We start from the raw sequence: 21,029 nt of genomic DNA, 5'->3' as shown, positions 1-21,029 counted from the left end.
AATGTTACAGGTTACTGAACTGAATCAATATTATGGCGGCAGTCATATTCTGCGCGGCCTGTCGTTTGAGGTAAAGATTGGCGAAATCACCTGTCTGCTGGGGCGCAATGGTGTGGGGAAGACCACGCTGCTGAAATGCCTGATGGGGCTGATCCCGGCGAAGTCGGGCGAGATTCACTGGCAGCAGCAGCGCATGAATGGCCGCAAGCCGCACCAGCGGGTGCAGGCTGGCATCGCCTATGTGCCCCAGGGGCGGGAAATCTTTCCGCGTCTGACGGTGGAAGAGAATCTGCTGATGGGGCTGTCACGCTTTCCGGCTGCGCAGGCGCGTGAAGTGCCGGAAGAGATCTACCAGCTCTTTCCGGTGCTGCTGGCGATGAAGTCACGCCGGGGCGGCGACCTCTCTGGCGGTCAGCAGCAGCAGCTGGCGATTGGCCGGGCGCTGGCCTGTCGGCCCCAGCTGTTGATCCTTGATGAGCCGACCGAAGGGATCCAGCCTTCGGTGATCAAAGAGATCGGCGCGGTGATCCGCCAGCTGACGCAACGGGGAGATATGGCGATCCTGCTGGTGGAGCAGTTTTATGACTTCGCGGCGGAGCTGGCGGACAGCTATCTGGTGATGTCGCGCGGAGAAATTGTGCAGCGTGGCCGCGGTGACACCATGGAAGCAGAGGGTGTGCGCGGCCTGGTGGCGATTTAAACCCGACTCAGAGTAAGCCGGTCTCGACAGAAAAGTGGCGCTGTTCACCGTGCGCCAGGGTGATCAGCGTGCCAGCCTGCTGCGCGGCAAGAAAGCCCTCTGGCCGGCAGGTGGCGGGCAGAATATAGGCCGCCACCTGCTGATCGTGGTTGTGCAGCAGCCAGCGAGTGGCGTGCGGGAACTGCGCGGTGGAGAAGCGCGTCATCAGCGCATAGCCCTGCGGCGCATGCAACTCAAACTGCACCTCATCGCCATACTGCGGCAGATCGTCCGCGAAGAAGACGATCTCCGGATCGCAAAGCTGCGGCTGATCGAGCTGCTGTAACGCCTGCGGATCGCGCGCCAGCCGATCGGTGTAATCCCGCCAGGCGGGCGTTGGTCGCAGATGCGCCGGGATCGAGCGACGCAGCTGGAATGCCTGTTCGGGGATCGACTGCCGGAAGCGGCCCTGATCGATCCACGCGCTGTTGAGGTGACACATATACTGCAGCGGCATCGGCGCGCCAGCCAGATTAGTGACTGTCATCTCAATCGTCAGCCGGGGCTGGCTGGCCGGAATGCGGACGGCGGGTGCGGCCAGGTAGTGATGGCCGAAGCCTTTGACGTATTCACACTCCCCTTCCAGCGACAGCGTCTGATCCTCCAGCACCAGCCAGGCGCTGTCCATACGGGCGCAGGCCATCTCACCGTGCAGCGGATGATCGTCCTCTGGTGCGGGACAGCCGTTGGCCAGCAGTCCCGAATGAAACGCAAAACAGCCATAGGTGTCGATGATCGAATTTGCGGGCAGCGGCTGCTTAAAACTGTGGCCCATGGTCAGGTTATGATCGTCGAACTCTGCGTCCCAGATCATCTGCCCGAGAAACGGCAGCACGGTCACGCTGCCACGCCGGTTATGAATGCGCACCGCCTCAATGCCCGCCGGATAACGAAACAGCTCAACCCGGAAATCATCGCTCTCCAGCAGCACCCAGGGTGTGGTGTGAAACTGTTCACGCGCTAAGGGTAAACGGGTTTTCATGGTAACTCCTCCGCCAGACGACCGGTCGCAACCGGCTGTTTTTTATGGCGCAGTTCGCCATAGAAGTAGAATCCGACCCAGGCGAAACAGAGCAGCGAGACGCCAAATGCCAGCTGCATTGAACCCAGTGAGTCCGAAACCAGGCCCTGCAGCGCCGGGACAAAGGCCGCACCGACAATCGCCATCACGATAAACGCGCCCGCGACTTCGGTGTATTTGTTATCGACCGTCGCCAGCGTTCCCGCGTAGATCGTCGCCCAGCAGGGACCAAACAGCACGCTGACAAAGACGGCAGCGTAGACGGCGGTAAAGTTCGGCACCAGCATCACATAAGCCAGCGTCAGCACGCCCAGCACCGAATAGGCAATCAGCACCTTCTCTGCGCGGAAACGGGTCATCAGGAAGTTCGCCACGAACTTGCCGATAAAGAAGCAGATGAAGCTGTAGATCATAAAGTTTGAGGCGTGACGTTCATTAGTCGCCCCCAGCGTTAGCGCCAGACGAATGGTAAACGACCAGACGGCCACCTGCATGCCGACATAGAGGAACTGGGTCACAATTCCGCGTTTAAAGTGTCGGTTGCCAGCCAGATAGCGGAAAGTCTCGCTCAGCGAGGGGCGCGACCTCTCGCTGCTTTCGGGTTTACAGCGCGGATAGCGGGTGAACATAAACAGCAGCATCACCACCACCAGCACCATCACCAGATATTTGTAGGGCTCCAGCGTGTGTTCCAGCATCGTCAGGCGGAACGCATGTGCCTGCTCTGCCGTCATGGTCGCCATCTGACTCTCCAGGCTGTCGCCCTCCTGGAACACCAGATATTTGCCCAGCACGATCCCCATCAGCGCCCCGATCGGATAGAAGGTCTGACTGACGTTGAGGCGCAGCGTGGCGTGATTACGATGGCCAATCATCGAGCTGAAGGTGTTGGCGGCGGTTTCCAGGAAACTCAGGCCGATGGCGATGGCAAATATCGCTGCCAGGAACATGGTGTAGGTCGCCATGTGCGAGGCGGGATAGAAGGCGATACAGCCGGCGATGTAGAGCGCCAGGCCGATCATGATCGCCATCTTATAACTGGTCTTGCGGATCACCAGCGACGCGGGGATCGCAATCAGAAAATAGCCGCCATAAAAGGCACTCTGCACCAGTGCACTGGCAAAGTCGCTCAGGGCAAATACGCTTTTAAACTGGGTGATCAGGATATCGTTAAGACTCGCCGCACAGCCCCAGAGCGGAAAGAGGCACGACAGCAGAATGAACTGGAAAAGCGGCGTTTTATTCAGATAGCCATCAGATTGCTGAACAATTTTCTGGTGCATGGCAGAACCTCAGTTACGGTTGAGAAAACGCTGGAAACTCTCTGCGTCGGGATAGGCGCGCTGGGTGCCGCGCCCGGTGACGCTGCAGGCGGCATAGGCAGACGCCTGGGTCATGGCGGCGGCCACATCGCCGGTTTCCACCAGCAGATACGCAAAGCAGCCGATAAAGGCATCGCCCGCGCCGCTGGTGTCGACCGCCTGAACCGGTGTGGCATCCACGCGATGGATCTCGTCGCCGCTCATCCAGACCGATCCCCGGCTGCCCAGGGTGATGATCAGATTTTTAAGGCCGCGTTTCAGCAGCGACTGTCCGGCGAGGATCACCTCTTCATCGCTGCTGACCGGCAGACCGGTGAGGATCTCCAGCTCGGTTTCGTTGGGCATAAAGAAGTCGCATTTGCAGGCGTAATCAATATCAAGCGTGGCGACGGCCGGCGCCGGATTAAGGATCACTGTGATCTGATGCTGGCGGGCAAAATCGATGGCGTAATAGACCGTCTCCAGCGGGATCTCCAGCTGCAGGATGATCAGCTGGCAGGCTTTCAGCGCCTCAGCCGCGTCGTCGATATCGGCCGGTTTCAGCTGCTGGTTAGCACCTTTGATAATCAGAATGCGGTTCTGCGACTGGTCATCGACAAAAATCGGTGCCACGCCGCTGGAGGTGCCTGGTGCGGTGGTGACGAAGCGCGTGTCCACGCCCTGCTGCTGAAGATTTGCAACGGTGTTCGGAGCAAAGAGATCGTCACCGACCTTGCTGACCATCATCACGTTGCCGCCCATTTTTGCCGCCGCGACCGCCTGGTTGGCCCCTTTACCGCCGCAGCCAATGGCAAAGTCGGGCGCTTCAAGGGTTTCGCCCGCTTTCGGCAGGCTGTTGGTATAGGTAATCAGATCGACCATGTTTGAGCCGATGACCGCAATTGTCATGACCTTTTCTCCCGGATGTTTTTTTAAACTTAAAATGTTATTAAAGTAACAATAACAATTCTTAAAGGTTAAATATGTGACAAAAACCACATCCTGAAGCGGTAACAATGGGCGCATAACAGCATAAAAGGGGATTTTCAGTGTTATTATTATAACAAGATAACATCACTTAACGCGGTAGATGAAAGCCACAGCCGCCTGCGGTGATGTGCCGATATCACCACGCGCTGACAGTACGGCGGAGGTTTGCGGCCCTCACGGATTGCGGGTAAGATTGACTGCCAGCCTGGCGGATGAGACGCAACTCATTCAAATCTGTGAGGTTTGTAGCGTATTGACGTCGATCCCGGCGTCTTTCCTCCGCACTGCAGGATAGGGAACAGAGAGATGACCATGGAAACCCGGCGCGACGAACGCATTCACAAGCTGACGCAGGCGCTGAAACGCACCGACAAACTGCATCTGAAAGATGCGGCCCAGCTGCTTGGCGTCTCAGAGATGACGGTTCGCCGTGATTTAACCGAGCCGGGCTCCAGCGTGGTCCTGCTGGGCGGCTATATCGTCAGCGATCCGAAAAGTCATGCCAGCCACTATTTTGTCAGCGATCAGCATGGCCAGAATGCCGCCAGAAAGCAGCGGCTGGCACAGGCGGCCGCCAGTCTGATCAATGAGAACGATACGGTCTTTTTTGACTGCGGCACTACCCTGCCCTACATCGTAGATGCGATTCCCGACACCCTGTCATTTACTGCCATCTGCTGCGCCATGAATACCTTTCTGACGCTGAAAGAGAAACCGGCCTGTAACGTGATTCTCAGCGGCGGTGAATTTCATGCCGACAACGCGCTGTTTACGCCGATTGGCGTGCATACCATCCTTGACGATCTCTGCCCGACGCTGGCCTTTATCTCTGCAGCGGGCATCGACAAAGATCAGGGCGCGACCTGCTACAACACCAATGAGCTGATGATGAAACATCACGCCATGCTGCGCGCCCGAAAGTCGGTGCTGGTGGCTGACAGCAGTAAATATGGCAAGGTGCTGCCTGCCCGCATCGCCGAGCTGCAGCGCTTTGATCTGCTGGTGAGTGACAGCGCGCCCGATCAGGCGTTGCAAAACTGGCTGGCCCAGCAGGCAATCCCGCTGCGCCTGCCCTGACGCCTCTTTCTGACATCCTCTCCTGACTCTGTCAGCGATTGAGCGTGGAAATCAGTCAGTTATGCCTGACATCGCCCGGCATCGGCTCCGCCACGCTAATATTCGCCGCCCCCCCGGCTGGGATTAAACGGTGAAAAAGGCTAAACTTCGACATCATTCAAACGACCAACAGACCCAGAGGCTCAAACCAACGTGGCTCAATTCGTCTATAGCATGCATCGCGTCGGCAAAGTGGTTCCGCCGAAGCGACATATCCTGAAAAACATCTCGCTCAGCTTCTTCCCTGGCGCAAAAATTGGCGTACTCGGCCTGAACGGCGCGGGTAAATCTACCCTGCTGCGCATCATGGCCGGCATCGATAAAGATATCGAAGGGGAAGCGCGTCCGCAGCCAGGCCTCAAGATTGGCTACCTGCCGCAGGAACCGCAGCTTAACCTTGAACACACCGTGCGTGAGTCGGTAGAAGAAGCGCTGTCAGAAGTCGTTGGCGCACTGAAGCGTCTCGACGAAGTCTATGCCCTCTATGCTGAAGAAGGTGCAGACTTCGACAAACTGGCCGCGGAACAGGGCCGTCTGGAAGAGATCATCCAGGCTCACGATGGTCACAACCTGAATACCCAGCTGGAACGTGCTGCCGATGCGCTGCGCCTGCCTGACTGGGACGCGAAAATTGCCACCCTTTCCGGTGGTGAACGTCGTCGCGTCGCCCTCTGCCGCCTGCTGCTGGAAAAACCAGACATGCTGCTGCTGGACGAACCAACGAACCACCTGGACGCCGAATCTGTCGCCTGGCTGGAGCGCTTCCTGCACGACTTCGAAGGCACCGTCGTCGCGATTACGCATGACCGTTACTTCCTGGATAACGTTGCAGGCTGGATTCTGGAACTTGACCGCGGTGAAGGGATTCCGTGGGAAGGTAACTACTCCTCCTGGCTGGAGCAGAAAGATGCGCGTCTGGCGCAGGAAGCCTCCTCTGAAGCCGCTCGTCGCAAGTCGATTGAGAAAGAGCTGGAGTGGGTACGCAAAGGGCCAAAAGGCCAGCAGTCTAAAGGCAAAGCCCGTCTGGCACGCTTTGAAGAGCTGAACAACACCGACTACCAGAAACGTAACGAAACCAACGAACTGTTCATTCCGCCAGGTGCCCGTCTGGGTGACAAAGTGCTGGAAGTCAGCAATCTGCGTAAGTCTTATGGCGACCGTGTGCTGATTGACGATCTCTCGTTCTCGGTACCGAAAGGCGCGATTGTCGGGATTATCGGTCCGAACGGCGCGGGTAAATCAACGCTGTTCCGCATGATGTCTGGTCAGGAACAACCTGATTCTGGCGAGATTGTACTGGGTGAAACCGTCAAGCTGGCCTCTGTGGATCAGTTCCGCGACAGCATGGATAACGCCAAAACCGTGTGGGAAGAAGTTTCCGGCGGTCAGGACATCATGCGCATCGGTAACACCGAGATGCCAAGCCGCGCCTATGTCGGCCGCTTTAACTTTAAAGGCGTCGATCAGGGCAAACGCGTAGGCGAACTGTCGGGTGGTGAGCGTGGTCGTCTGCACCTCGCGAAGCTGCTGCAGGTTGGCGGCAACATGCTGCTGCTCGATGAACCAACCAACGACCTGGACATTGAAACCCTGCGCGCGCTGGAAAACGCCCTGCTGGAGTTCCCGGGTTGTGCCATGGTGATCTCGCATGACCGCTGGTTCCTGGACCGTATCGCCACGCACATCCTGGATTATCAGGATGAGGGCAACATCGAATTCTTCGAAGGTAACTTTACCGAATATGAAGAGTACAAGAAGCGTACCCTCGGCGCCGAAGCGCTGGAGCCGAAGCGCATCAAGTATAAGCGTATGACGAAGTAACGATGTCAGGGGGAGGCTCAGGCCTCCTCCTGCTTCACCAGTGACGTTTTAAGGGCTGAACGCAATGAAGAAAAAAGCTGAGCGGCCAGTGGCTAAAAAAAGCTGAAGCGATTTATGAAGCCACTAAAGTCGCAAACTTTGCCGCAAGTTCCCTGCTGGAGGGGATACGTATTTCAGCAGATGCTGAGTTATCGACCCTGGAACAGGTTCGACGTCGCTATAAGCAGTAACAGGAAGCCAACGTGAATCGTTATCTTGTCTGGCGAGATCACTACTGTTATCCCGATTCCGATGTGCTGATCAATCGCTATGATATCCGCGAACAAACCCTGCTGGATCAGGCTGAGCGTGCTGTTACCGCGCTGACCATTCACACCATTAAGCTCTCTCATCCTCCTTTTACCCTTCAGTCACTGTGTCACATTCATTACTGCCTGTTTAACGAGCTTTATAGCTGGGCGGGGCAGATACGCGATATCTCTATCAGCAAAGGAGAGACCCGCTTTTGCCAGCCCGCTTTTATTCTGCGTGAAGCGGAGAAATTATGTGCAAAACTGGCGTGCGAAAGATGGCTGGAGCAGACTGACTATGAAGCTTTTTGTCATCAGGTTGCCTGGTATTACTGCGAGTTCAATATTCTGCACCCCTTTCGGGAAGGAAACGGTCGGGCATTACGCATTCTGTTCGAACATATCATTCTTCACGCAGGCTATCAGGTGAACTGGGAAGGCGTGAGCCCCAGCGACTGGTTAGCGGCAAATATCGCGGGTTACCAGAGTGGCCCGGAAAAAATGGCGGCACTGTTCCTGCGCCACATTGTACCGGTCAGCGATAAAACTCCCTGAACACCGGTGACTGCAGCGCGAATTCAATAAACCGCGCCAGCGCAGGTGAATTCAGTTTACGGCCCGGATAGACCAGCCACAGCTCATTCCCCTCGATTTCCCATTCCGGCAGTACCGGCACCAGCCGGGGATCCGCCATCGCCCCATCGGTCAGAAAGTGCGGCAGCAGCGTAATGCCCGCATCGCCCAGCGCAGATTCGCGCGCATAGAGTAAATTGTCCGTGAGATGGCCTGGCGGCAGCAGCCAGCGATAGAACTCGTCATCGCGCTGCAACACCCATTCATTCCAGGCGCGATGCGCTATACAGCGGTGGGCCGACAACTGCTGTGGATGAACCAGCGGCGGATGCTGATCAAGATAGCGCTGTGAAGCGACCAGCAGTCGCGGGCAGTTGCCTATCCGGCGGCCAATCAGCGAGGACTCCTGCGGCTGACCGGTGCGCAGCGCCACATCAAAGCCCTCCTGCACCAGATCACGCATCTCATCGGAGATCGAGACATCCAGCGTCACATCGGGATAGAGACGTAAAAACGCCGCGTTACAGCGCGCCAGCAGCGTGGCACCAATCCCCGCCGGGCTGGTGATACGCAGACGCCCGCTGGGATTTTCACGCAGGCTGGCGATCGCCTGATCGGCGCGTTCACTGGCCTGCATCATCTCCTGGCAATGCAGCAGATAGCGCTCACCGGCAAAGGTCAGATTGAGCTGGCGGGTGGTGCGGTTCAGCAACCGAATTCCCAGCCGCTGCTCCAGCTGGCTGATGCGCTGACTGACGCTCGATTTTGGCAGCCCTGCGCGTTCTGCCGCGCCGGTAAAGCTGCCGCACTCCGCCACCAGCGCAAACAGTGCCATATCCTGCCACTGACGAAATGCCATTGTTCACCTCAGACGAACACTCTATGAAAGATTGTCCATCTTATCACCGCTAAAATCAGGTTCTACACTTAAAGCCTGTTCCGAATCATCAGCCAGTCTGCCACGGACAGCGTGGCACAGCCCCTGCGGAGTTGAGCACTCTTCAGGGCCAGAATGGCAACCACCAGATCCAGGCTTTTAGCCTGACTAAACAGGAAAAATGTATGTCTATTCGCGCTATCGCAATTAATCCGGAAAGTCCTGAAAACTTCACTGAAATTTTCCCTGACACCCCAGCGCCAGGGGAGTATGACCTGCGGGTCGAAGTCAAAGCCGCGTCGGTCAACCCGGTCGATACCAAGGTTCACAAAGGGGCGAAGAAGAACGGATTAGAGCAGCCACGCATCCTCGGCTGGGATGCCAGCGGTGTGGTGCTGGAAGTGGGCAGCAAAGTCAGCAACTTTAAGCCAGGCGATAAAGTTTTTTATGCGGGTGACCTGACCCGTCCTGGCAGTAACAGCACCGAGCAGCTGGTTGACTCACGCATTACCGGTCACAAGCCAGAGAGCCTGGACTGGGCGCAGTCGGCCGCGATCCCGCTGACGGCCCTGACCGCCTGGGAAGGACTGTTTGAGCGACTGAACCTGGAGTCAGCAACGGAAGATCAGACGCTGCTGATCGTGGGCGGCGCAGGCGGCGTCGGATCGCTGGCGATCCCGCTGGCAAAACTGCGCAGCAAGGTGAAGATCATTGCCACCGCTTCGCGTGAAGATTCCGCGCAGTGGTGCCGCGATCGTGGCGCCGATCTGGTGATCAACTACAAAGATATGATTGGAGAGCTGGAAAAACAGGGCATTAAGCAGGTCGATTATATCTTCTGCCTGAATGATACCGACGGTCACTGGGAAACCATGGCAAAGCTTATTGCCCCGCAGGGTCATATCTGCACCATCGTGGAAAACGAACATCCGCTGTCGATGGATCAGCTGAAGCTGAAGAGTGCCGCCCTGCACTTCGAGCTGATGTACACCCGCAGCATGTTTAACACGCCGGATATGGCGCGTCAGGGCGAGATTCTGGATGCCGTCTCGGCGTTGCTGGATGAAGGTAAGCTGCAAACCACACTGAGCGAGACGCTGCACGGCTTAAGCGTTGAGACCTTAACTGCCGCCCATCAGCGCGTGCTGGAAGGCCACATGCGCGGCAAAGTAGTGATGGTGTATTAATGCGCTGACCCGGCTGCCCTGCGGCAGACCGGGTCACAGCATGCGTTACGGCTGGGCGTTTTTCTCGCCCAGCATCGCTTTCACCAGTTCAATGCAGCGCAGGAAACGGGTGTCATAATCATCCTCCTGCACGTGCAGGAATTCGATGTTGTTTTCCCGCAGCATCGTCACCAGCATCGACTGAAACTCCCGGCGATCCACGGAACTGCCCAGGCTGCGCAAGCCATCGGCAACCCACGGCACGTTATTCTCCAGCAGAATCACCAGATCAAAGCGATATTCATCGATCAGCGCCTGCACAAACGGATGTTCACGGCCTTCATACTTCAGACAAAACGCCTGAGTCGTCACAAAGTCGGTGTCGATAAAGGCCACTTTATTGGCGTATTTAACCGCGAAATCGATATACTGCGCCTGGCCCAGCGCGATCTTGTCGTAATCAGAATATTGCAGCGCCATTTCATCACCGCCCAGGTGGGAGAAGACATAGTCGCGGCCATATTCCCAGGCACTGGTGGTGTTGAAGATGTTGGCGAGTTTATTCACCAGCGTCGATTTACCGCTCGACTCCCCGCCGAGGATGGCCACGGTGCGCACAAAGAAAGGTTTCACTTCGGTCGGGATATAATCCCAGAAGCGGAACGGATCCTGACGGATCTGCGCGCCGCTGATGCTCATAAAGGATCGGCTGGGATCGACCAGTACGGTCTGAATGCCAAGATGCTGCTGATACATCTCCGCATCGGGCGCTTCGCTGGTGTAGATGCAATCCGGCGCAATACCATGCTCGCTGAGAAACGCGCTGACGCCCTTACTCCAGACATCCCAGCCGTGTGGATAGGGCTCAATCCCCTCCTCATCAAAGGCGTGAATGCGGATATTTTTCTGATACTTAAAGGTCTGCAGCAGCCAGCGCAGTCGATCGCTGACCGTGGGCTGTTGTGACATCGCGCTGTTCTCAAACAGTTCGCGGTCACGTGGCTCGTCGTAGCCCATAATGATATGCAGCTCATCGACCTGGCTACAGGCGCGCTGAATCAGATAGATATGGCCGGTGTGCAGCGGATAGAATTTACCAAACACCACGCCGACCGTTTTATCGCGGCGCGGAAACTCCAGACCCAGAAAACGGTGCAGCGCCTCCAGCTTTTGCGCGCTGGGGCTTTTGATTTTGGCATTGAGCAACTGGCTCAGATAGCCTTTGGTCATGCCGCTGGCATCAGCGACCTGTTGCAGCGTGTGGCCCTGCTGGCGAATGGCCGTTTTCAGATAATCAAACGACGACATGTCGTGCCTCCTGCATCAATGCGGTTAAGGTGGGAGCGGCCTGCCAGCGGCTTTTCGCTGGCGGCCGCAGGCGCGTTACAGATCGTCCAGAATCGCCAGCGCATCGGCCAGCTTCTTCGCGCTGAAAACCTGCATCCCGGCAATCGGTTTTTTCGGTGCATTCCCTGCCGGCACAATGGCGCGTTTGAAGCCATGCTTCGCCGCTTCAGCGATGCGCTCCTGACCGCTGGGCACCGGACGGATTTCGCCCGCCAGTCCCACTTCGCCGAAGATCACCAGATCCTGCGGCAACGGACGATCGCGCAGGCTCGACACCATCGACAGCATCAGCGCCAGGTCTGCACTGGTTTCGGTGACTTTGACGCCGCCGACCACGTTAACGAACACATCCTGATCGGCCATCTGCAATCCGCCGTGCCGGTGCAGCACCGCCAGCAGAATCGCCAGACGGTTCTGCTCCAGACCCACTGCCACGCGGCGTGGATTGCCCATCATCGAGTGATCGACCAGCGCCTGAATCTCCACCAGCAGCGGTCGCGTTCCCTCCCACAGCACCATCACCGAACTGCCCGAGGTGATCTCTTCGCCGCGCGACAGGAAAATAGCTGACGGGTTGCTGACTTCACGCATGCCCTGCTCGGTCATGGCAAACACACCCAGTTCATTAACCGCGCCGAAGCGGTTTTTATGACTGCGCAGGGTGCGGAAGCGGGAATCGGCATCGCCATCCAGCAGCACCGAACAGTCGATACAGTGTTCCAGCACTTTCGGTCCGGCCAGGGAGCCATCTTTGGTGACGTGACCGACCATGATGATCGCCACGCCGCGCGTCTTGGCGAAGCGCGTCAGGTAAGCGGCGGTTTCACGCACCTGGGCGACACTGCCCGGCGATGACTGGATCTCCGCCATGTGCATCACCTGGATCGAGTCGATCACCATCAGTTGCGGCTGCTCCTGTTCGGCGATCAGGCAGATCTGCTCAATGCTGGTTTCCGACAGCATATTCACATTTTCGGTGGGTAATCCCAGACGATGGGCGCGCATCGCCACCTGCTGCAGTGACTCTTCACCGGTGACATACAGGGTTTTCATCCCCTCTGACAACCGGCACATCACCTGCAGCAGCAGCGTGGATTTGCCTGCGCCGGGGCTGCCGCCAATCAGAATGGCGCTGCCCGGCACCACCCCGCCGCCCAGCACCCGGTCAAACTCTTTGAAGCTGGTCGAGAAGCGCGGTAACGCCTCCAGGCTGATTTCAGAGAGCTTCTGCACCCGGCTGGTGCCAGCGCTGCCGGCATAGCCACTCAGGCGCTCGTTACGCGCAGCCGCGGGCGAGGCGGCAATGCGCACCTCGGTGATGGTGTTCCAGGCGTGACAGGCGCTGCACTGCCCCTGCCAGCGTGGGTAATCTGCGCCACATTCGTTACAGACAAATGCGCGTTTTGCCGCTTTGGCCAAATCAATACCTCAGTTAACGCTCTTCGTGGATCAGGCTGCCGGTGAGGATGCAGAACACCCCCATTAAATCGGCATGGCGAATGGTGACCGCAGTCTGCTCATTCACCTTAGGTTTAGCATGGAACGCAATGCCCAGCGCTGAGGCTTTAATCATCAGCAGGTCATTGGCACCATCGCCGATCGCCACCGTCTGTTCCGGCGCGATGTCAAAACGCTGCGCCAGCTTCTTCAGGGTATCGGCTTTGTATTGTGCGTCGACAATCGGTCCCAGCACGTTGCCGGTCAGTTTGCCGTCGCGAATTTCGAGTTCATTAGCGACCACCGCCGACAGATGCAGCTTGTCGCGCAGGTATTCGGCGTAGTAGGTAAAGCCGCCAGACGCGATGGCAACCTGCCAGCCCAGCGCCTGCAGCTTCTGAGTCAGGGTGGTTAAGCCTGGCATCAGCGGCAGGGCATCACGCACCTGTTTCAGAATATTGGCGTCTGCCCCCCTGCAGCGTGGCCACGCGCTGACGCAGGCTGGCGGTGAAGTCGAGTTCGCCGCGCATCGCACGTTCCGTGACTTCCGCCACCTGCTCGCCACAGCCCGCCAGTTTTGCAATCTCATCGATGCACTCGATCTGAATCGCGGTGGAGTCCATATCCATCACCAGCAGGCCTGGCGTTTTGAGATGCGGGATTCTGCCCAGCGGCGCAACATCCAGGCCAGCGTCGTGCGCCAGCTTGCTGGCAAACGGCGTCAGCGATCCCGCCAGGCGAATCACCTGATACTCATCGACGTTCCAGGCGCTGACGATCACCATGGCGGCACCCAGCTGGTGCTGGTAATCGGTCAGCCGCTGCTTATCCAGCCCGCGACCATACAGCAGCCAGCCGGTACGGCCAGCGCGATAATCCAGCGGCATCACTTCATCACCGCTAAGAGAAAGGGGCAAACCCGGCCAGAGGGAGACATCGGCGGGAAGATCGCACCAGGTTAAACGATTTGGCATCAGAGCTCCTGTAGGGACAACAAAACCACGCAAGAGGCTACCTTGTCTGCGCCGCTTCTGGCAACATAATCTCCAGGCTTTCTGTTGTGATATGACCCGGATGATTAATGGCTAAAACCGCACTGAAATTTCGCTTACATCGTACCGTGATCGTTCTCATCTCGATGGCGCTGCTGGTCGTGCTGATGCAGGGCGCATCCTGGTTCAGCCTCGGCCATCAGGCGGCGCGCTCTGAACAGGTCGAGGAGCTGGCGCATACGCTGACCAGCCAGGTGGCGTTCAGCCTTAAGCCGTTGATGGACAACAGTGAAAATAACCGGACTCAGATAGAAGCCATTCTTAATCAGATGACGGCTAACAGCCGTATTCTGGATGCATCGGTCTATGACGGCGACGGCAGTCTGGTGGCGCACAGTGGTGAAAACATCAATGTCCGCGATCGGCTGGCGCTCGACGGCCAGCGCGCGGGCAGCTATTTCAACCATCAGATTGTGCAGCCGCTGGCCGGAAACGAGGGTCCGCTGGGCTTTTTGCGCGTGACGCTGGATACCCATGTGCTGGTCACCGACTCGCATCAGGTCGATAACACCACCAATATTCTGCGTCTGATGATGCTGCTGGCGCTGGCAATTGGCATTATTCTCTCACGCACCCTGCTGCGCCACCGCCGCACCCGCTGGCAGCAGTCGCCGTTCCTGCTCACCGCCAGCACCCCGGTGAAAGAGGATCGGGATGAGGACGACGAGAAGAAAGAGTAACGCTCCGGCTGCGGTAAAGATAAAACAAAAAAAGGCCCGCACAACGGTAATGCTGGTCAGTTAAGATTAGATTTGTAAAGGCTGTCACGGTCAGACGTGGCAGCTTTTTTTATGGGCGAGCGAGCCGCAGTGCGGGCCAGCGCACCTCTGCTGCTGCCGGGCCGTCCTCGCGCCGCTCACGCGGTACCTTCGGCTTTGACGTCGTGCCGACGAACCGTTCGGGGATCGGCCCTCCCTGGCCGGCCCCGAACTGTCCACGCTTCCCGGCGTGGACTTCTGGCCCGCCGTCACGCCTCAGCGCTGCGGATAGCCCTTTCAGCAGCAGAGGCGCTCAGGCCTCCACTCTCGTGCCCTTTTTAACAATTCACACTGAAGTTTCAGAGCAGGCCGGGGCCGGGCAGGGGCAGGCAATCCGCAGCGCTGAACAGAATGAGTCTGCCAGGAGAGCCCGCAGGACGCGGGCGAAAGGCGGGGCGGCACAGGATGTGCCATCCCCCGGCGGTCCGTCAGGCAGAGGAATGACGTGAAGGAACCGCGCAGCGGCGCGAGGACCGCCAGCCCCTGCCCGGCACCAGACTGCGTTATCACCTGTCGCTTAACTGACTGACATTACCGCTGTGCGGGCCTTTTTTTATGGGAAAGATGCTGATTTGCGAGGCGTCTTGCGTTAGCCGATGAGCAGCGCTTCCAGTTCGCCCAGTGATTTGACCTGCCAGGTGGGCTTAATATGTTCCGGCAATGGCCGGGTGCCATGATCGAGCCAGCAGGTTTTAATACCGGCATTCATGCCGCCCAGAATGTCTGACTCTGGCGTATCACCCACCATCAGCACCCGCTCACGATCCGGGTTGCCCATCAGATTCAGTGCGTAATCAAAAATCTCTGGCGCCGGTTTTGGCTGGCCGACCTGCTCGGAGATTACCAGCGCCGAGAAGTAATCACGAAAACCGGTGCGCTCCAGACGCGTCTGCTGCAGCGCAGTAAAACCGTTGGTGATGATGCCCATTTTCACCCGGCCATGCAGCTGGTTCATCAGGCTGACCGCGCCCGGCAGTGGCGTGCAGATCTCTCCCATTGCGCTGAGGAAGCCGCTGTTGAGGATCTCCGGCGCAACGCTGAGCTTTTCGCTCCAGTGGTTGAAACGCTGAGTCTGCAGCTGTAACGCGGAGATAGCACCGTTCTGATAATCGACCCACAGCGGCTTGTTTATCGCCTGATAATCGCTGTAATCCTGGTCGGTGAACTGCACGTCATAACCGGCGAACAGGCGCTGCAAACCGGCATAGGCGTCGAAATGAAAAAGGGTATCGTCGGCATCAAACAGGATGCAATCCCAGTTATCAATCATTAAAGCTCCTTAACACCGCTACGGCGTCAGTGCCATGAGAATGGCATCTTCACGGCCGCTGGCGGTGGGATAATAGTTGGGGCGACGACTGACCTGATTGAATCCAAGCTGCTCATAGAGCGCGATGGCGGGCAGGTTCGAGGCCCGCACTTCCAGCCACAGCGTCAGCACGTCGCGTTTGATCAACTCATCGATCAAATGCTGCAACAGCTGGCGGCCCAATCCCCGGCGCTGAAAAGCGGGATCGACCGCGATGTTAAACAGCGAGGCTTCGTCCAGTACCACCTGCGTAATCGCAAAGGCGGCCATTTTGCCGTCAACGTCGAGACGTAAATTGATAAAGCGCTCGCCCTGATTGCTGGCAAACGTCTTTTCACTCCAGGGAAACGCGTGACTACGACACTCAATGGCGAAGGCCTGCGCCAGATCGTCAGGGGTGAGTAAAGAGATGGCTGTCATGGTTACACATCTGTTGCCAGAGCGCGCGTTTGGCGACGCCGCTGCTGATCAGTTCATTGAAAGAGGCGCTGGTTAATGCCACGCCATTGAAAGTCTGTTCGCTCTCTACGCCGAGCAGCCAGCCCGCGCAGTTCAGCGTCTCCGGCAGCATTTGCAGCTGATCCGGTGTCACGGTCATTACCTGGGCGGGTTGCAGATTGAGGGCATGCAGCACATCGCGCATCAGCGGTTCATGTAAACCGGGGGGCGCGTCAGCGACAATAATTAACTGCGTGTCCGGTGCCAGCGTGACGGCAATTTCGCCCTGAAGCACGCGCGGGCGGCGCAGTTGGTACTGCGTAATTCCCATTTGCTGTAAAAGCCAGTCGCGCCTGGACGTCATGGTGTTACCTGTTCTGCTGCCTGAATGCGACGCTATGCTAGCAAACCCATCGAACATGCGCCAACAAACCACTATAATCCCCGCTCAGATCTTACAGGAGCCCTACATGTCTGCTTTTACCCCGGCCAGCGAAGTCATTCTGCGCCACAGTGATGAATTTACCGCCCGCCATGTTTTATTTGCTGGCGATCTGCAGGATGACCTGCCCGCTCAGCTGGAAACCGCCTCATCGCGCGTTCACACCCAGCAATATCATCACTGGCAAAACCTGAGCCGCCGTATGGGCGAACAGGCGCGTTACGGAATGGTTGCGCAGGCCGAAGATGTGCAGGGCTGCGATACCCTGGTCTACTTCTGGACCAAGAATAAGCCGGAAGTGCAGTTCCAGCTGCAGAACCTGCTGTCGCTGCTGCCGGTGGGCTGCGACGTGTTCGTGGTCGGTGAAAACCGCAGCGGCGTGCGCAGCGCCGAAGGCATGATGGAGTCGTGGGTGAAGCTGGAGAAGATCGACAGCGCGCGTCGCTGTGGTCTCTACCACGGTCGCCTCGACAAGCAGCCTGAATTCGATGCCAGCACCTTTGGTCACCAGTATCAGCTTGATGGTCTGACGATTCATACCCTGCCTGGCGTCTTCAGCCGTGACGGTCTGGATAGTGGCAGCGCACTGCTGCTGTCGACCTTTACCCCGCACACCAAAGGTAAAGTGCTGGATATGGGCTGTGGCGCGGGCGTGATTGCCGCCTCACTGCCTGCCCGTTCGCCTAAAGTGCGTCTGTGGCTGTGTGACGTGCATGCAGCGGCGATTGAAGCGAGTAAAGCGACGCTGGCCGCCAATGGCATTGAGGGCGAAGTCTTCGCCAGCAACGTCTTCTCTGACGTAACCGGTCGTTTCGACATGATTATCTCTAATCCTCCCTTCCATGAAGGCACTCAGACCAGCCTCGACGCCGCACAGGCGCTGATTCGTGGTGCGGTGAAGCACCTGAATACCGGCGGCGAGTTGCGTATCGTTGCCAACACCTTCCTGCCCTATCCGCAGGCGCTGGATGAAGCCTTCGGCAGTCACGAAGTCATCGCGCAAACCGGCCGCTTTAAAGTTTACCGTGCCGTCTATGGTCGCGGTGCCAAAACGCGCTAAGGGTTTTTCCTGCCGTTAACTGCTTTGCCGGGCTGAAAACGTTGTTTTTTACAGCGATCGTTTCAGCCCGACGAAATAGTTGTTGACGCAAAGAGTAAAATCTCTAGAATGCGCCTCCGTGGTTGTAACATTCTCAAGGTGTTACGGGTATGCGAAGGTGGCGGAATTGGTAGACGCGCTAGCTTCAGGTGTTAGTGTCCTAACGGACGCGAGGGTTCAAGTCCCTCTCTTCGCACCAAAATCACAAGTTTCATATCGCGAGCACTGCGCGAAGGTGGCGGAATTGGTAGACGCGCTAGCTTCAGGTGTTAGTGTCTTAACGGACGTGAGGGTTCAAGTCCCTCTCTTCGCACCATTGCGGTGATATGAACAGACAACTCGATGCGAAGGTGGCGGAATTGGTAGACGCGCTAGCTTCAGGTGTTAGTGTCTTAACGGACGTGAGGGTTCAAGTCCCTCTCTTCGCACCAACGTTGTCATCTTCAGGCCTTTCCCGCTCATCTCTTCTGTTCCCCTGTAGTTTCGTTTTACCCCCTGCTCGTTTTACCTTTTCCAGTTGTTCTGTTTTTCGGTCGCTTTACCTTTTCCAGCCGCTTCACGCCGTTCGCTGGTTTTAACCATTCCGCTTATGTTAATTCAGATGAAAATTCACAGAGACAGCCGCCAGTCCGCCCGCTAACGCCAGACAGGATGGCAACAGCAGATAGTGACGCAGCCGCTGGTTAAACAGCATCACGACAGTCAGCAGCAGCGCAACCGTCATCACCATCCGCCACTGGCTGAAGCTCGGTTCCCATAAGGCGAACAGCGGCAGCGCAATGCACGGCAGCAACACGCCCCACGCACTATCCAGCTTTTTTACCCAGTGCCCAACTGACTCCCCACAGGCCGCAGGCCGCGATAATCGCTATCCCCATGACACCAACCTCAAATGATAAGCATTCCCATTATCATATGACAGTTTTGCCTGCTCTGCAGCCTGTTTTTGTCACGCCCGGCAACGAAGATGACAGACCAGTTGGAAAATGCTAGATTGCGGCCGATAACACCTTTAATAACAGCAACAGCAATAATTTGCTCATTGTCTGGCAGAACCTGGTTTTGCCGGCGTGCGCTTTGGTATTTCAGGGTCGTCACGAGTACTTATAATGAAATTACAATCTTATGAAGAACTGAAACAGAGTAAATACCGGCTTTCAGTGATGCTTTTTCTGTTTCTGAATATCGCCGTTTCGCTATTTCATCTGCTGCCAATAATGAGCAGTGAGCAAAGTGAGACGACCCTGCCGGTAATTAGTGTCGCGGCCTTTAGCGTCATCATGTTAATTTCTCTTTTAATATGGCCTAAAGTAAAACTTCCCCTGTTAAATCCTGTGGCGCTGCTGCTGGGAATGCTCTGGGCCTGGCATATTAATTATCGCTTTCATCAGGTGTTCTATTTTGATGGTGGCTTTCTTATTATCAGTTTGATTAGCGTGTTATTTATCAGTGCCATCGCCCTGAGCGACTATCTGGGGGCTTTTTGTCTGCATGTCACGCCACCGGTGCTCACCGTTTTATTGCTCGACAATGCGCAGCACCTGCCGCTGATCCTGCTGACCATTACGCTGCCGCTGATTGGTTTTTCACTACAGCATCTGATGCGCCGCCGTGCCGACAACTTTACTCTGCGCCTGATGCATCAGCTCTACGAAGAGAAAGAGACATTCAGCGACCTCAGCATGCTCGACCCGCTGACCGGGCTTTATAACCGTCGTGGTCTTAAGAACCGGCTCGATAATATTCTGGAAAACCATGCTGGCAGCCACTATGTGCTGCTGCTGGATATCGATCACTTTAAGTCCTATAACGACAATTACGGGCATGCGATGGGCGATCAGGCGCTGGCGCGGGTCTCTGTCGCAATTCGTGATGCGGTGCGTTCACGCGATGTTGTCACCCGCTATGGCGGCGAAGAGTTTCTGGTATTGATGACCAATGTGAACAGTTCTATCGCCATGAAACTGGCAGAGCGAATCCGTCAGTACGTGCTGGATTTAGAAATTCCTCATCTTTTTAATGAAACCGTTTCAACCCACGTCACCATCAGTGCCGGCATCGCGCCTATTTACGATAATGAATTTGACCTGGCGGTCGCCAATGCTGACAGCGCATTATATGTGGCTAAAAATCAGGGCCGGAATACCATTCTTGCCTGGGAAGATTTACCCCGAAAACAGCATCACGCCGCCAGTGAACATGCCTAATTAAACGTAACGCCATCGGTAATCACTGAAGCTTCGGCGCGATATGCCCGGCTCTTTGCTGCTCTGCCCGATCGGATAACTGACCTCAACCCTGCCGTTTTCCCACCCGCAACGACGATTTTTTACACGACTTGTAGAGTTAATCAATAACGATTATCATTTGCTTTCTTATCTACACTTTTCGCGAGTCGTCATGGCAACCGTTTCAGCTCAGGAACAGCGTTTTAACGCTCAGTCGATGATCTTCCGGCAGAATGACCGTCCACTGGCGGAAAGTCTGCATGAGCGGCTGCAACAACAGCGCAGCTATCTGCTTGAATCGACGAAGCTCAGCCAGCCTGCGCCGCGCGACACGCTGACCCTCGCCGCCTGGTCACAATCAGAAGCCTTTACCCCAATTATTCAGCGCTACAGCGATTATCTCTATCACGATCATCCTGATGCCGTTCGTGAAGCGAAACCGGTGCTGTCACTCTGGGCGCAATGGTATTTTGGCCTGCTGCTGCCAACACTGATCATGGCGCTGTTGCAGGAGTCGCGTGCGCTGGACTGCTCGCCAGAGCATATCCGCGTCGGTTTTCATGAGAATGGTCATCCGGCCACTTTCTGGATCGATGTGCAGGAGGATGAAGAAGCGCGCTATCTTAACCCTCAGCAGCGTATCGATCGGCTGATTCAGCAGCATCTGATCCCGGTGGTCAATGGTATTACGCAGCATGGTGATATCAACGCCCGACTCATCTGGAACAATATGGGCTACTCATTTCAGTGGTTCCTGGGTGAGCTGAAAAGCCAGATCGATGAGTCGCTGGTGCTGCAACTGGAGCAGGCGCTGTTCTTCAACCAGCGGCTGCTGGATGGCAGCGAAAACCCGCTCTACCGCACCATGATCCCGCGCAACGGCGAACTGGTCCGTCGCAGCTGCTGCCAGCGTTATCGCATTCCCGATGTCGAACAATGCGGCAACTGCACCCTGAGCGGCAGCTAAACAGACTTAATTACGCTGAATTCTCCGTTTATCTCGTTTACAGGCACTGAGGCTTGTG

20 protein-coding genes, 3 tRNA genes and 1 pseudogene are annotated in these 21,029 nt (G+C 56.7%); 12 read left to right on the top strand and 12 right to left on the bottom strand.

From position 1 onward, the window contains the following. The first annotated feature begins 1 nt into the window (after nucleotide 1). Complete coding sequence (gene urtE, locus JNO11_RS02295; RefSeq protein ID WP_325176896.1) at nucleotides 2-700, top strand: urea ABC transporter ATP-binding subunit UrtE; 699 nt, start codon at nucleotides 2-4, stop codon at nucleotides 698-700. A 7-nt stretch (nucleotides 701-707) separates the two neighbouring features. Here urtE and JNO11_RS02290 read toward each other — a convergent pair whose 3' ends face one another. From JNO11_RS02290 to rbsK, 3 genes are read right to left on the bottom strand one after another with little or no spacing between them, the layout of a single operon-like run. Beyond that, entirely contained in the window at nucleotides 708-1,721 is a 1,014-nt protein-coding gene (locus JNO11_RS02290) for an aldose 1-epimerase family protein (protein WP_033756489.1), read from the bottom strand. Next, nucleotides 1,718-3,043 carry an L-fucose:H+ symporter permease gene (gene fucP, locus JNO11_RS02285; protein WP_325176895.1) on the bottom strand — a complete coding sequence of 442 codons (1,326 nt, stop codon included), beginning with the start codon at nucleotides 3,041-3,043 and terminating at the stop codon, nucleotides 1,718-1,720. Before fucP ends, JNO11_RS02290 begins: the two co-directional genes overlap by 4 nt. Before the next feature lie 9 nt (nucleotides 3,044-3,052). Then, nucleotides 3,053-3,970 (bottom strand): ribokinase, encoded by a 918-nt coding sequence (gene rbsK / locus JNO11_RS02280; RefSeq protein WP_033787409.1) that lies wholly within the window; start codon nucleotides 3,968-3,970, stop codon nucleotides 3,053-3,055. Between the two features lie 393 nt (nucleotides 3,971-4,363). Here rbsK and deoR point away from each other — a divergent pair, with 393 nt between their 5' ends. From deoR to JNO11_RS02265, 3 genes are all read left to right on the top strand, one after another. Beyond that, a complete protein-coding gene (deoR, locus tag JNO11_RS02275) occupies nucleotides 4,364-5,128 on the top strand; it encodes a DNA-binding transcriptional repressor DeoR (RefSeq protein WP_010253621.1) in 765 nt (254 codons plus the stop codon). A 192-nt stretch (nucleotides 5,129-5,320) separates the two neighbouring features. Continuing rightward, nucleotides 5,321-6,988: an energy-dependent translational throttle protein EttA gene (ettA, locus tag JNO11_RS02270; protein ID WP_010253620.1), complete on the top strand. Its 1,668-nt coding sequence runs from the start codon at nucleotides 5,321-5,323 to the stop codon at nucleotides 6,986-6,988. Between the two features lie 242 nt (nucleotides 6,989-7,230). Continuing rightward, the gene (locus tag JNO11_RS02265) at nucleotides 7,231-7,833 is read left to right on the top strand and encodes a putative adenosine monophosphate-protein transferase Fic (RefSeq protein WP_325176894.1); all 603 of its coding nucleotides are present in this window, start codon (nucleotides 7,231-7,233) and stop codon (nucleotides 7,831-7,833) included. Here JNO11_RS02265 and JNO11_RS02260 read toward each other — a convergent pair. After that, the gene (locus tag JNO11_RS02260) at nucleotides 7,814-8,710 is read right to left on the bottom strand and encodes a LysR family transcriptional regulator (protein WP_010253616.1); all 897 of its coding nucleotides are present in this window, start codon (nucleotides 8,708-8,710) and stop codon (nucleotides 7,814-7,816) included. The two genes, JNO11_RS02265 and JNO11_RS02260, sit on opposite strands and share 20 nt — an antisense overlap. A gap of 203 nt (nucleotides 8,711-8,913) precedes the next feature. On the opposite strand from JNO11_RS02260, the gene JNO11_RS02255 reads away from it, so the two are divergent. Further along, a complete protein-coding gene (locus tag JNO11_RS02255; protein WP_033756486.1) occupies nucleotides 8,914-9,915 on the top strand; it encodes a zinc-binding alcohol dehydrogenase family protein in 1,002 nt (333 codons plus the stop codon). Between the two features lie 45 nt (nucleotides 9,916-9,960). Here JNO11_RS02255 and nadR read toward each other — a convergent pair whose 3' ends face one another. The 4 genes from nadR to JNO11_RS24745 form a co-directional block, all read right to left on the bottom strand. Continuing rightward, on the bottom strand, nucleotides 9,961-11,202 hold the full coding sequence (nadR, locus tag JNO11_RS02250; protein ID WP_010253612.1) for a multifunctional transcriptional regulator/nicotinamide-nucleotide adenylyltransferase/ribosylnicotinamide kinase NadR: 1,242 nt from the start codon (nucleotides 11,200-11,202) through the stop codon (nucleotides 9,961-9,963). Nucleotides 11,203-11,277: 75 nt separating this feature from the next. Beyond that, a complete protein-coding gene (gene radA, locus JNO11_RS02245) occupies nucleotides 11,278-12,660 on the bottom strand; it encodes a DNA repair protein RadA (RefSeq protein ID WP_010253610.1) in 1,383 nt (460 codons plus the stop codon). Nucleotides 12,661-12,673: 13 nt separating this feature from the next. Next, nucleotides 12,674-13,213, bottom strand: a complete 540-nt coding sequence (gene serB / locus JNO11_RS24750; RefSeq protein WP_346267484.1) for a phosphoserine phosphatase SerB — start codon at nucleotides 13,211-13,213, stop codon at nucleotides 12,674-12,676. Continuing rightward, on the bottom strand, nucleotides 13,116-13,652 hold the full coding sequence (locus JNO11_RS24745; RefSeq protein ID WP_346267483.1) for a DUF5609 domain-containing protein: 537 nt from the start codon (nucleotides 13,650-13,652) through the stop codon (nucleotides 13,116-13,118). Before JNO11_RS24745 ends, serB begins: the two co-directional genes overlap by 98 nt. Before the next feature lie 107 nt (nucleotides 13,653-13,759). Between JNO11_RS24745 and JNO11_RS02235 the strand changes: the two genes are divergently transcribed. Next, nucleotides 13,760-14,410 carry a YtjB family periplasmic protein gene (locus tag JNO11_RS02235; protein WP_010253606.1) on the top strand — a complete coding sequence of 217 codons (651 nt, stop codon included), beginning with the start codon at nucleotides 13,760-13,762 and terminating at the stop codon, nucleotides 14,408-14,410. A 667-nt stretch (nucleotides 14,411-15,077) separates the two neighbouring features. Here JNO11_RS02235 and yjjG read toward each other — a convergent pair. From yjjG to JNO11_RS02220, 3 genes are read right to left on the bottom strand one after another with little or no spacing between them, the layout of a single operon-like run. Next, on the bottom strand, nucleotides 15,078-15,758 hold the full coding sequence (gene yjjG, locus JNO11_RS02230) for a pyrimidine 5'-nucleotidase (protein ID WP_010671712.1): 681 nt from the start codon (nucleotides 15,756-15,758) through the stop codon (nucleotides 15,078-15,080). 18 nt (nucleotides 15,759-15,776) lie between these two features. After that, nucleotides 15,777-16,217: a ribosomal protein S18-alanine N-acetyltransferase gene (gene rimI, locus JNO11_RS02225; protein ID WP_010253603.1), complete on the bottom strand. Its 441-nt coding sequence runs from the start codon at nucleotides 16,215-16,217 to the stop codon at nucleotides 15,777-15,779. Next, entirely contained in the window at nucleotides 16,189-16,599 is a 411-nt protein-coding gene (locus JNO11_RS02220) for a DNA polymerase III subunit psi (RefSeq protein WP_022625367.1), read from the bottom strand. The genes rimI and JNO11_RS02220 overlap by 29 nt, the downstream gene beginning before the upstream one ends. A gap of 106 nt (nucleotides 16,600-16,705) precedes the next feature. Here JNO11_RS02220 and rsmC point away from each other — a divergent pair, with 106 nt between their 5' ends. From rsmC to JNO11_RS02200, 4 genes are all read left to right on the top strand, one after another. Then, the gene (gene rsmC, locus JNO11_RS02215) at nucleotides 16,706-17,737 is read left to right on the top strand and encodes a 16S rRNA (guanine(1207)-N(2))-methyltransferase RsmC (RefSeq protein WP_010253598.1); all 1,032 of its coding nucleotides are present in this window, start codon (nucleotides 16,706-16,708) and stop codon (nucleotides 17,735-17,737) included. Between the two features lie 151 nt (nucleotides 17,738-17,888). Further along, a tRNA-Leu gene (locus tag JNO11_RS02210) sits at nucleotides 17,889-17,975 on the top strand. 30 nt (nucleotides 17,976-18,005) lie between these two features. Then, a tRNA-Leu gene (locus JNO11_RS02205) sits at nucleotides 18,006-18,092 on the top strand. A gap of 28 nt (nucleotides 18,093-18,120) precedes the next feature. Then, a tRNA-Leu gene (locus JNO11_RS02200) sits at nucleotides 18,121-18,207 on the top strand. A gap of 161 nt (nucleotides 18,208-18,368) precedes the next feature. On the opposite strand, the pseudogene JNO11_RS02195 reads toward JNO11_RS02200, so the two are convergent. Then, nucleotides 18,369-18,654: pseudogene (locus tag JNO11_RS02195) on the bottom strand (DUF1435 domain-containing protein). Nucleotides 18,655-18,885: 231 nt separating this feature from the next. Between JNO11_RS02195 and JNO11_RS02190 the strand changes: the two are divergent. Both JNO11_RS02190 and fhuF read left to right on the top strand, forming a co-directional pair. Next, nucleotides 18,886-19,983, top strand: a complete 1,098-nt coding sequence (locus JNO11_RS02190; protein WP_325176893.1) for a GGDEF domain-containing protein — start codon at nucleotides 18,886-18,888, stop codon at nucleotides 19,981-19,983. Between the two features lie 193 nt (nucleotides 19,984-20,176). Beyond that, nucleotides 20,177-20,971 (top strand): siderophore-iron reductase FhuF, encoded by a 795-nt coding sequence (fhuF, locus tag JNO11_RS02185; RefSeq protein WP_325176892.1) that lies wholly within the window; start codon nucleotides 20,177-20,179, stop codon nucleotides 20,969-20,971. Nucleotides 20,972-21,029: the final 58 nt, after the last annotated feature.

It is taken from the genome of Pantoea sp. 1B4 (assembly GCF_016925765.1).
GTDB lineage: Bacteria > Pseudomonadota > Gammaproteobacteria > Enterobacterales > Enterobacteriaceae > Pantoea > Pantoea agglomerans.
The sequence above is the reverse complement of the archived record's forward strand: the minus strand, read 5'-3'. Positions and strand labels throughout refer to the sequence as shown.

What these genes read in the sequence shown, in the direction of transcription:
- rimI (WP_010253603.1), bottom strand. Translation starts at nt 16,217, where the DNA reads ATGACAGCCATCTCTTTACTCACCCCTGACGATCTGGCGCAGGCCTTC.
- JNO11_RS02235 (WP_010253606.1), top strand. Translation starts at nt 13,760, where the DNA reads ATGGCTAAAACCGCACTGAAATTTCGCTTACATCGTACCGTGATCGTT.
- rbsK (WP_033787409.1), bottom strand. Translation starts at nt 3,970, where the DNA reads ATGACAATTGCGGTCATCGGCTCAAACATGGTCGATCTGATTACCTAT.
- JNO11_RS02190 (WP_325176893.1), top strand. Translation starts at nt 18,886, where the DNA reads ATGAAATTACAATCTTATGAAGAACTGAAACAGAGTAAATACCGGCTT.
- JNO11_RS02260 (WP_010253616.1), bottom strand. Translation starts at nt 8,710, where the DNA reads ATGGCATTTCGTCAGTGGCAGGATATGGCACTGTTTGCGCTGGTGGCG.
- JNO11_RS02255 (WP_033756486.1), top strand. Translation starts at nt 8,914, where the DNA reads ATGTCTATTCGCGCTATCGCAATTAATCCGGAAAGTCCTGAAAACTTC.
- fhuF (WP_325176892.1), top strand. Translation starts at nt 20,177, where the DNA reads ATGGCAACCGTTTCAGCTCAGGAACAGCGTTTTAACGCTCAGTCGATG.
- JNO11_RS24745 (WP_346267483.1), bottom strand. Translation starts at nt 13,652, where the DNA reads ATGCCAAATCGTTTAACCTGGTGCGATCTTCCCGCCGATGTCTCCCTC.
- fucP (WP_325176895.1), bottom strand. Translation starts at nt 3,043, where the DNA reads ATGCACCAGAAAATTGTTCAGCAATCTGATGGCTATCTGAATAAAACG.
- JNO11_RS02220 (WP_022625367.1), bottom strand. Translation starts at nt 16,599, where the DNA reads ATGACGTCCAGGCGCGACTGGCTTTTACAGCAAATGGGAATTACGCAG.
- nadR (WP_010253612.1), bottom strand. Translation starts at nt 11,202, where the DNA reads ATGTCGTCGTTTGATTATCTGAAAACGGCCATTCGCCAGCAGGGCCAC.
- rsmC (WP_010253598.1), top strand. Translation starts at nt 16,706, where the DNA reads ATGTCTGCTTTTACCCCGGCCAGCGAAGTCATTCTGCGCCACAGTGAT.
- yjjG (WP_010671712.1), bottom strand. Translation starts at nt 15,758, where the DNA reads ATGATTGATAACTGGGATTGCATCCTGTTTGATGCCGACGATACCCTT.
- JNO11_RS02290 (WP_033756489.1), bottom strand. Translation starts at nt 1,721, where the DNA reads ATGAAAACCCGTTTACCCTTAGCGCGTGAACAGTTTCACACCACACCC.
- deoR (WP_010253621.1), top strand. Translation starts at nt 4,364, where the DNA reads ATGGAAACCCGGCGCGACGAACGCATTCACAAGCTGACGCAGGCGCTG.
- urtE (WP_325176896.1), top strand. Translation starts at nt 2, where the DNA reads ATGTTACAGGTTACTGAACTGAATCAATATTATGGCGGCAGTCATATT.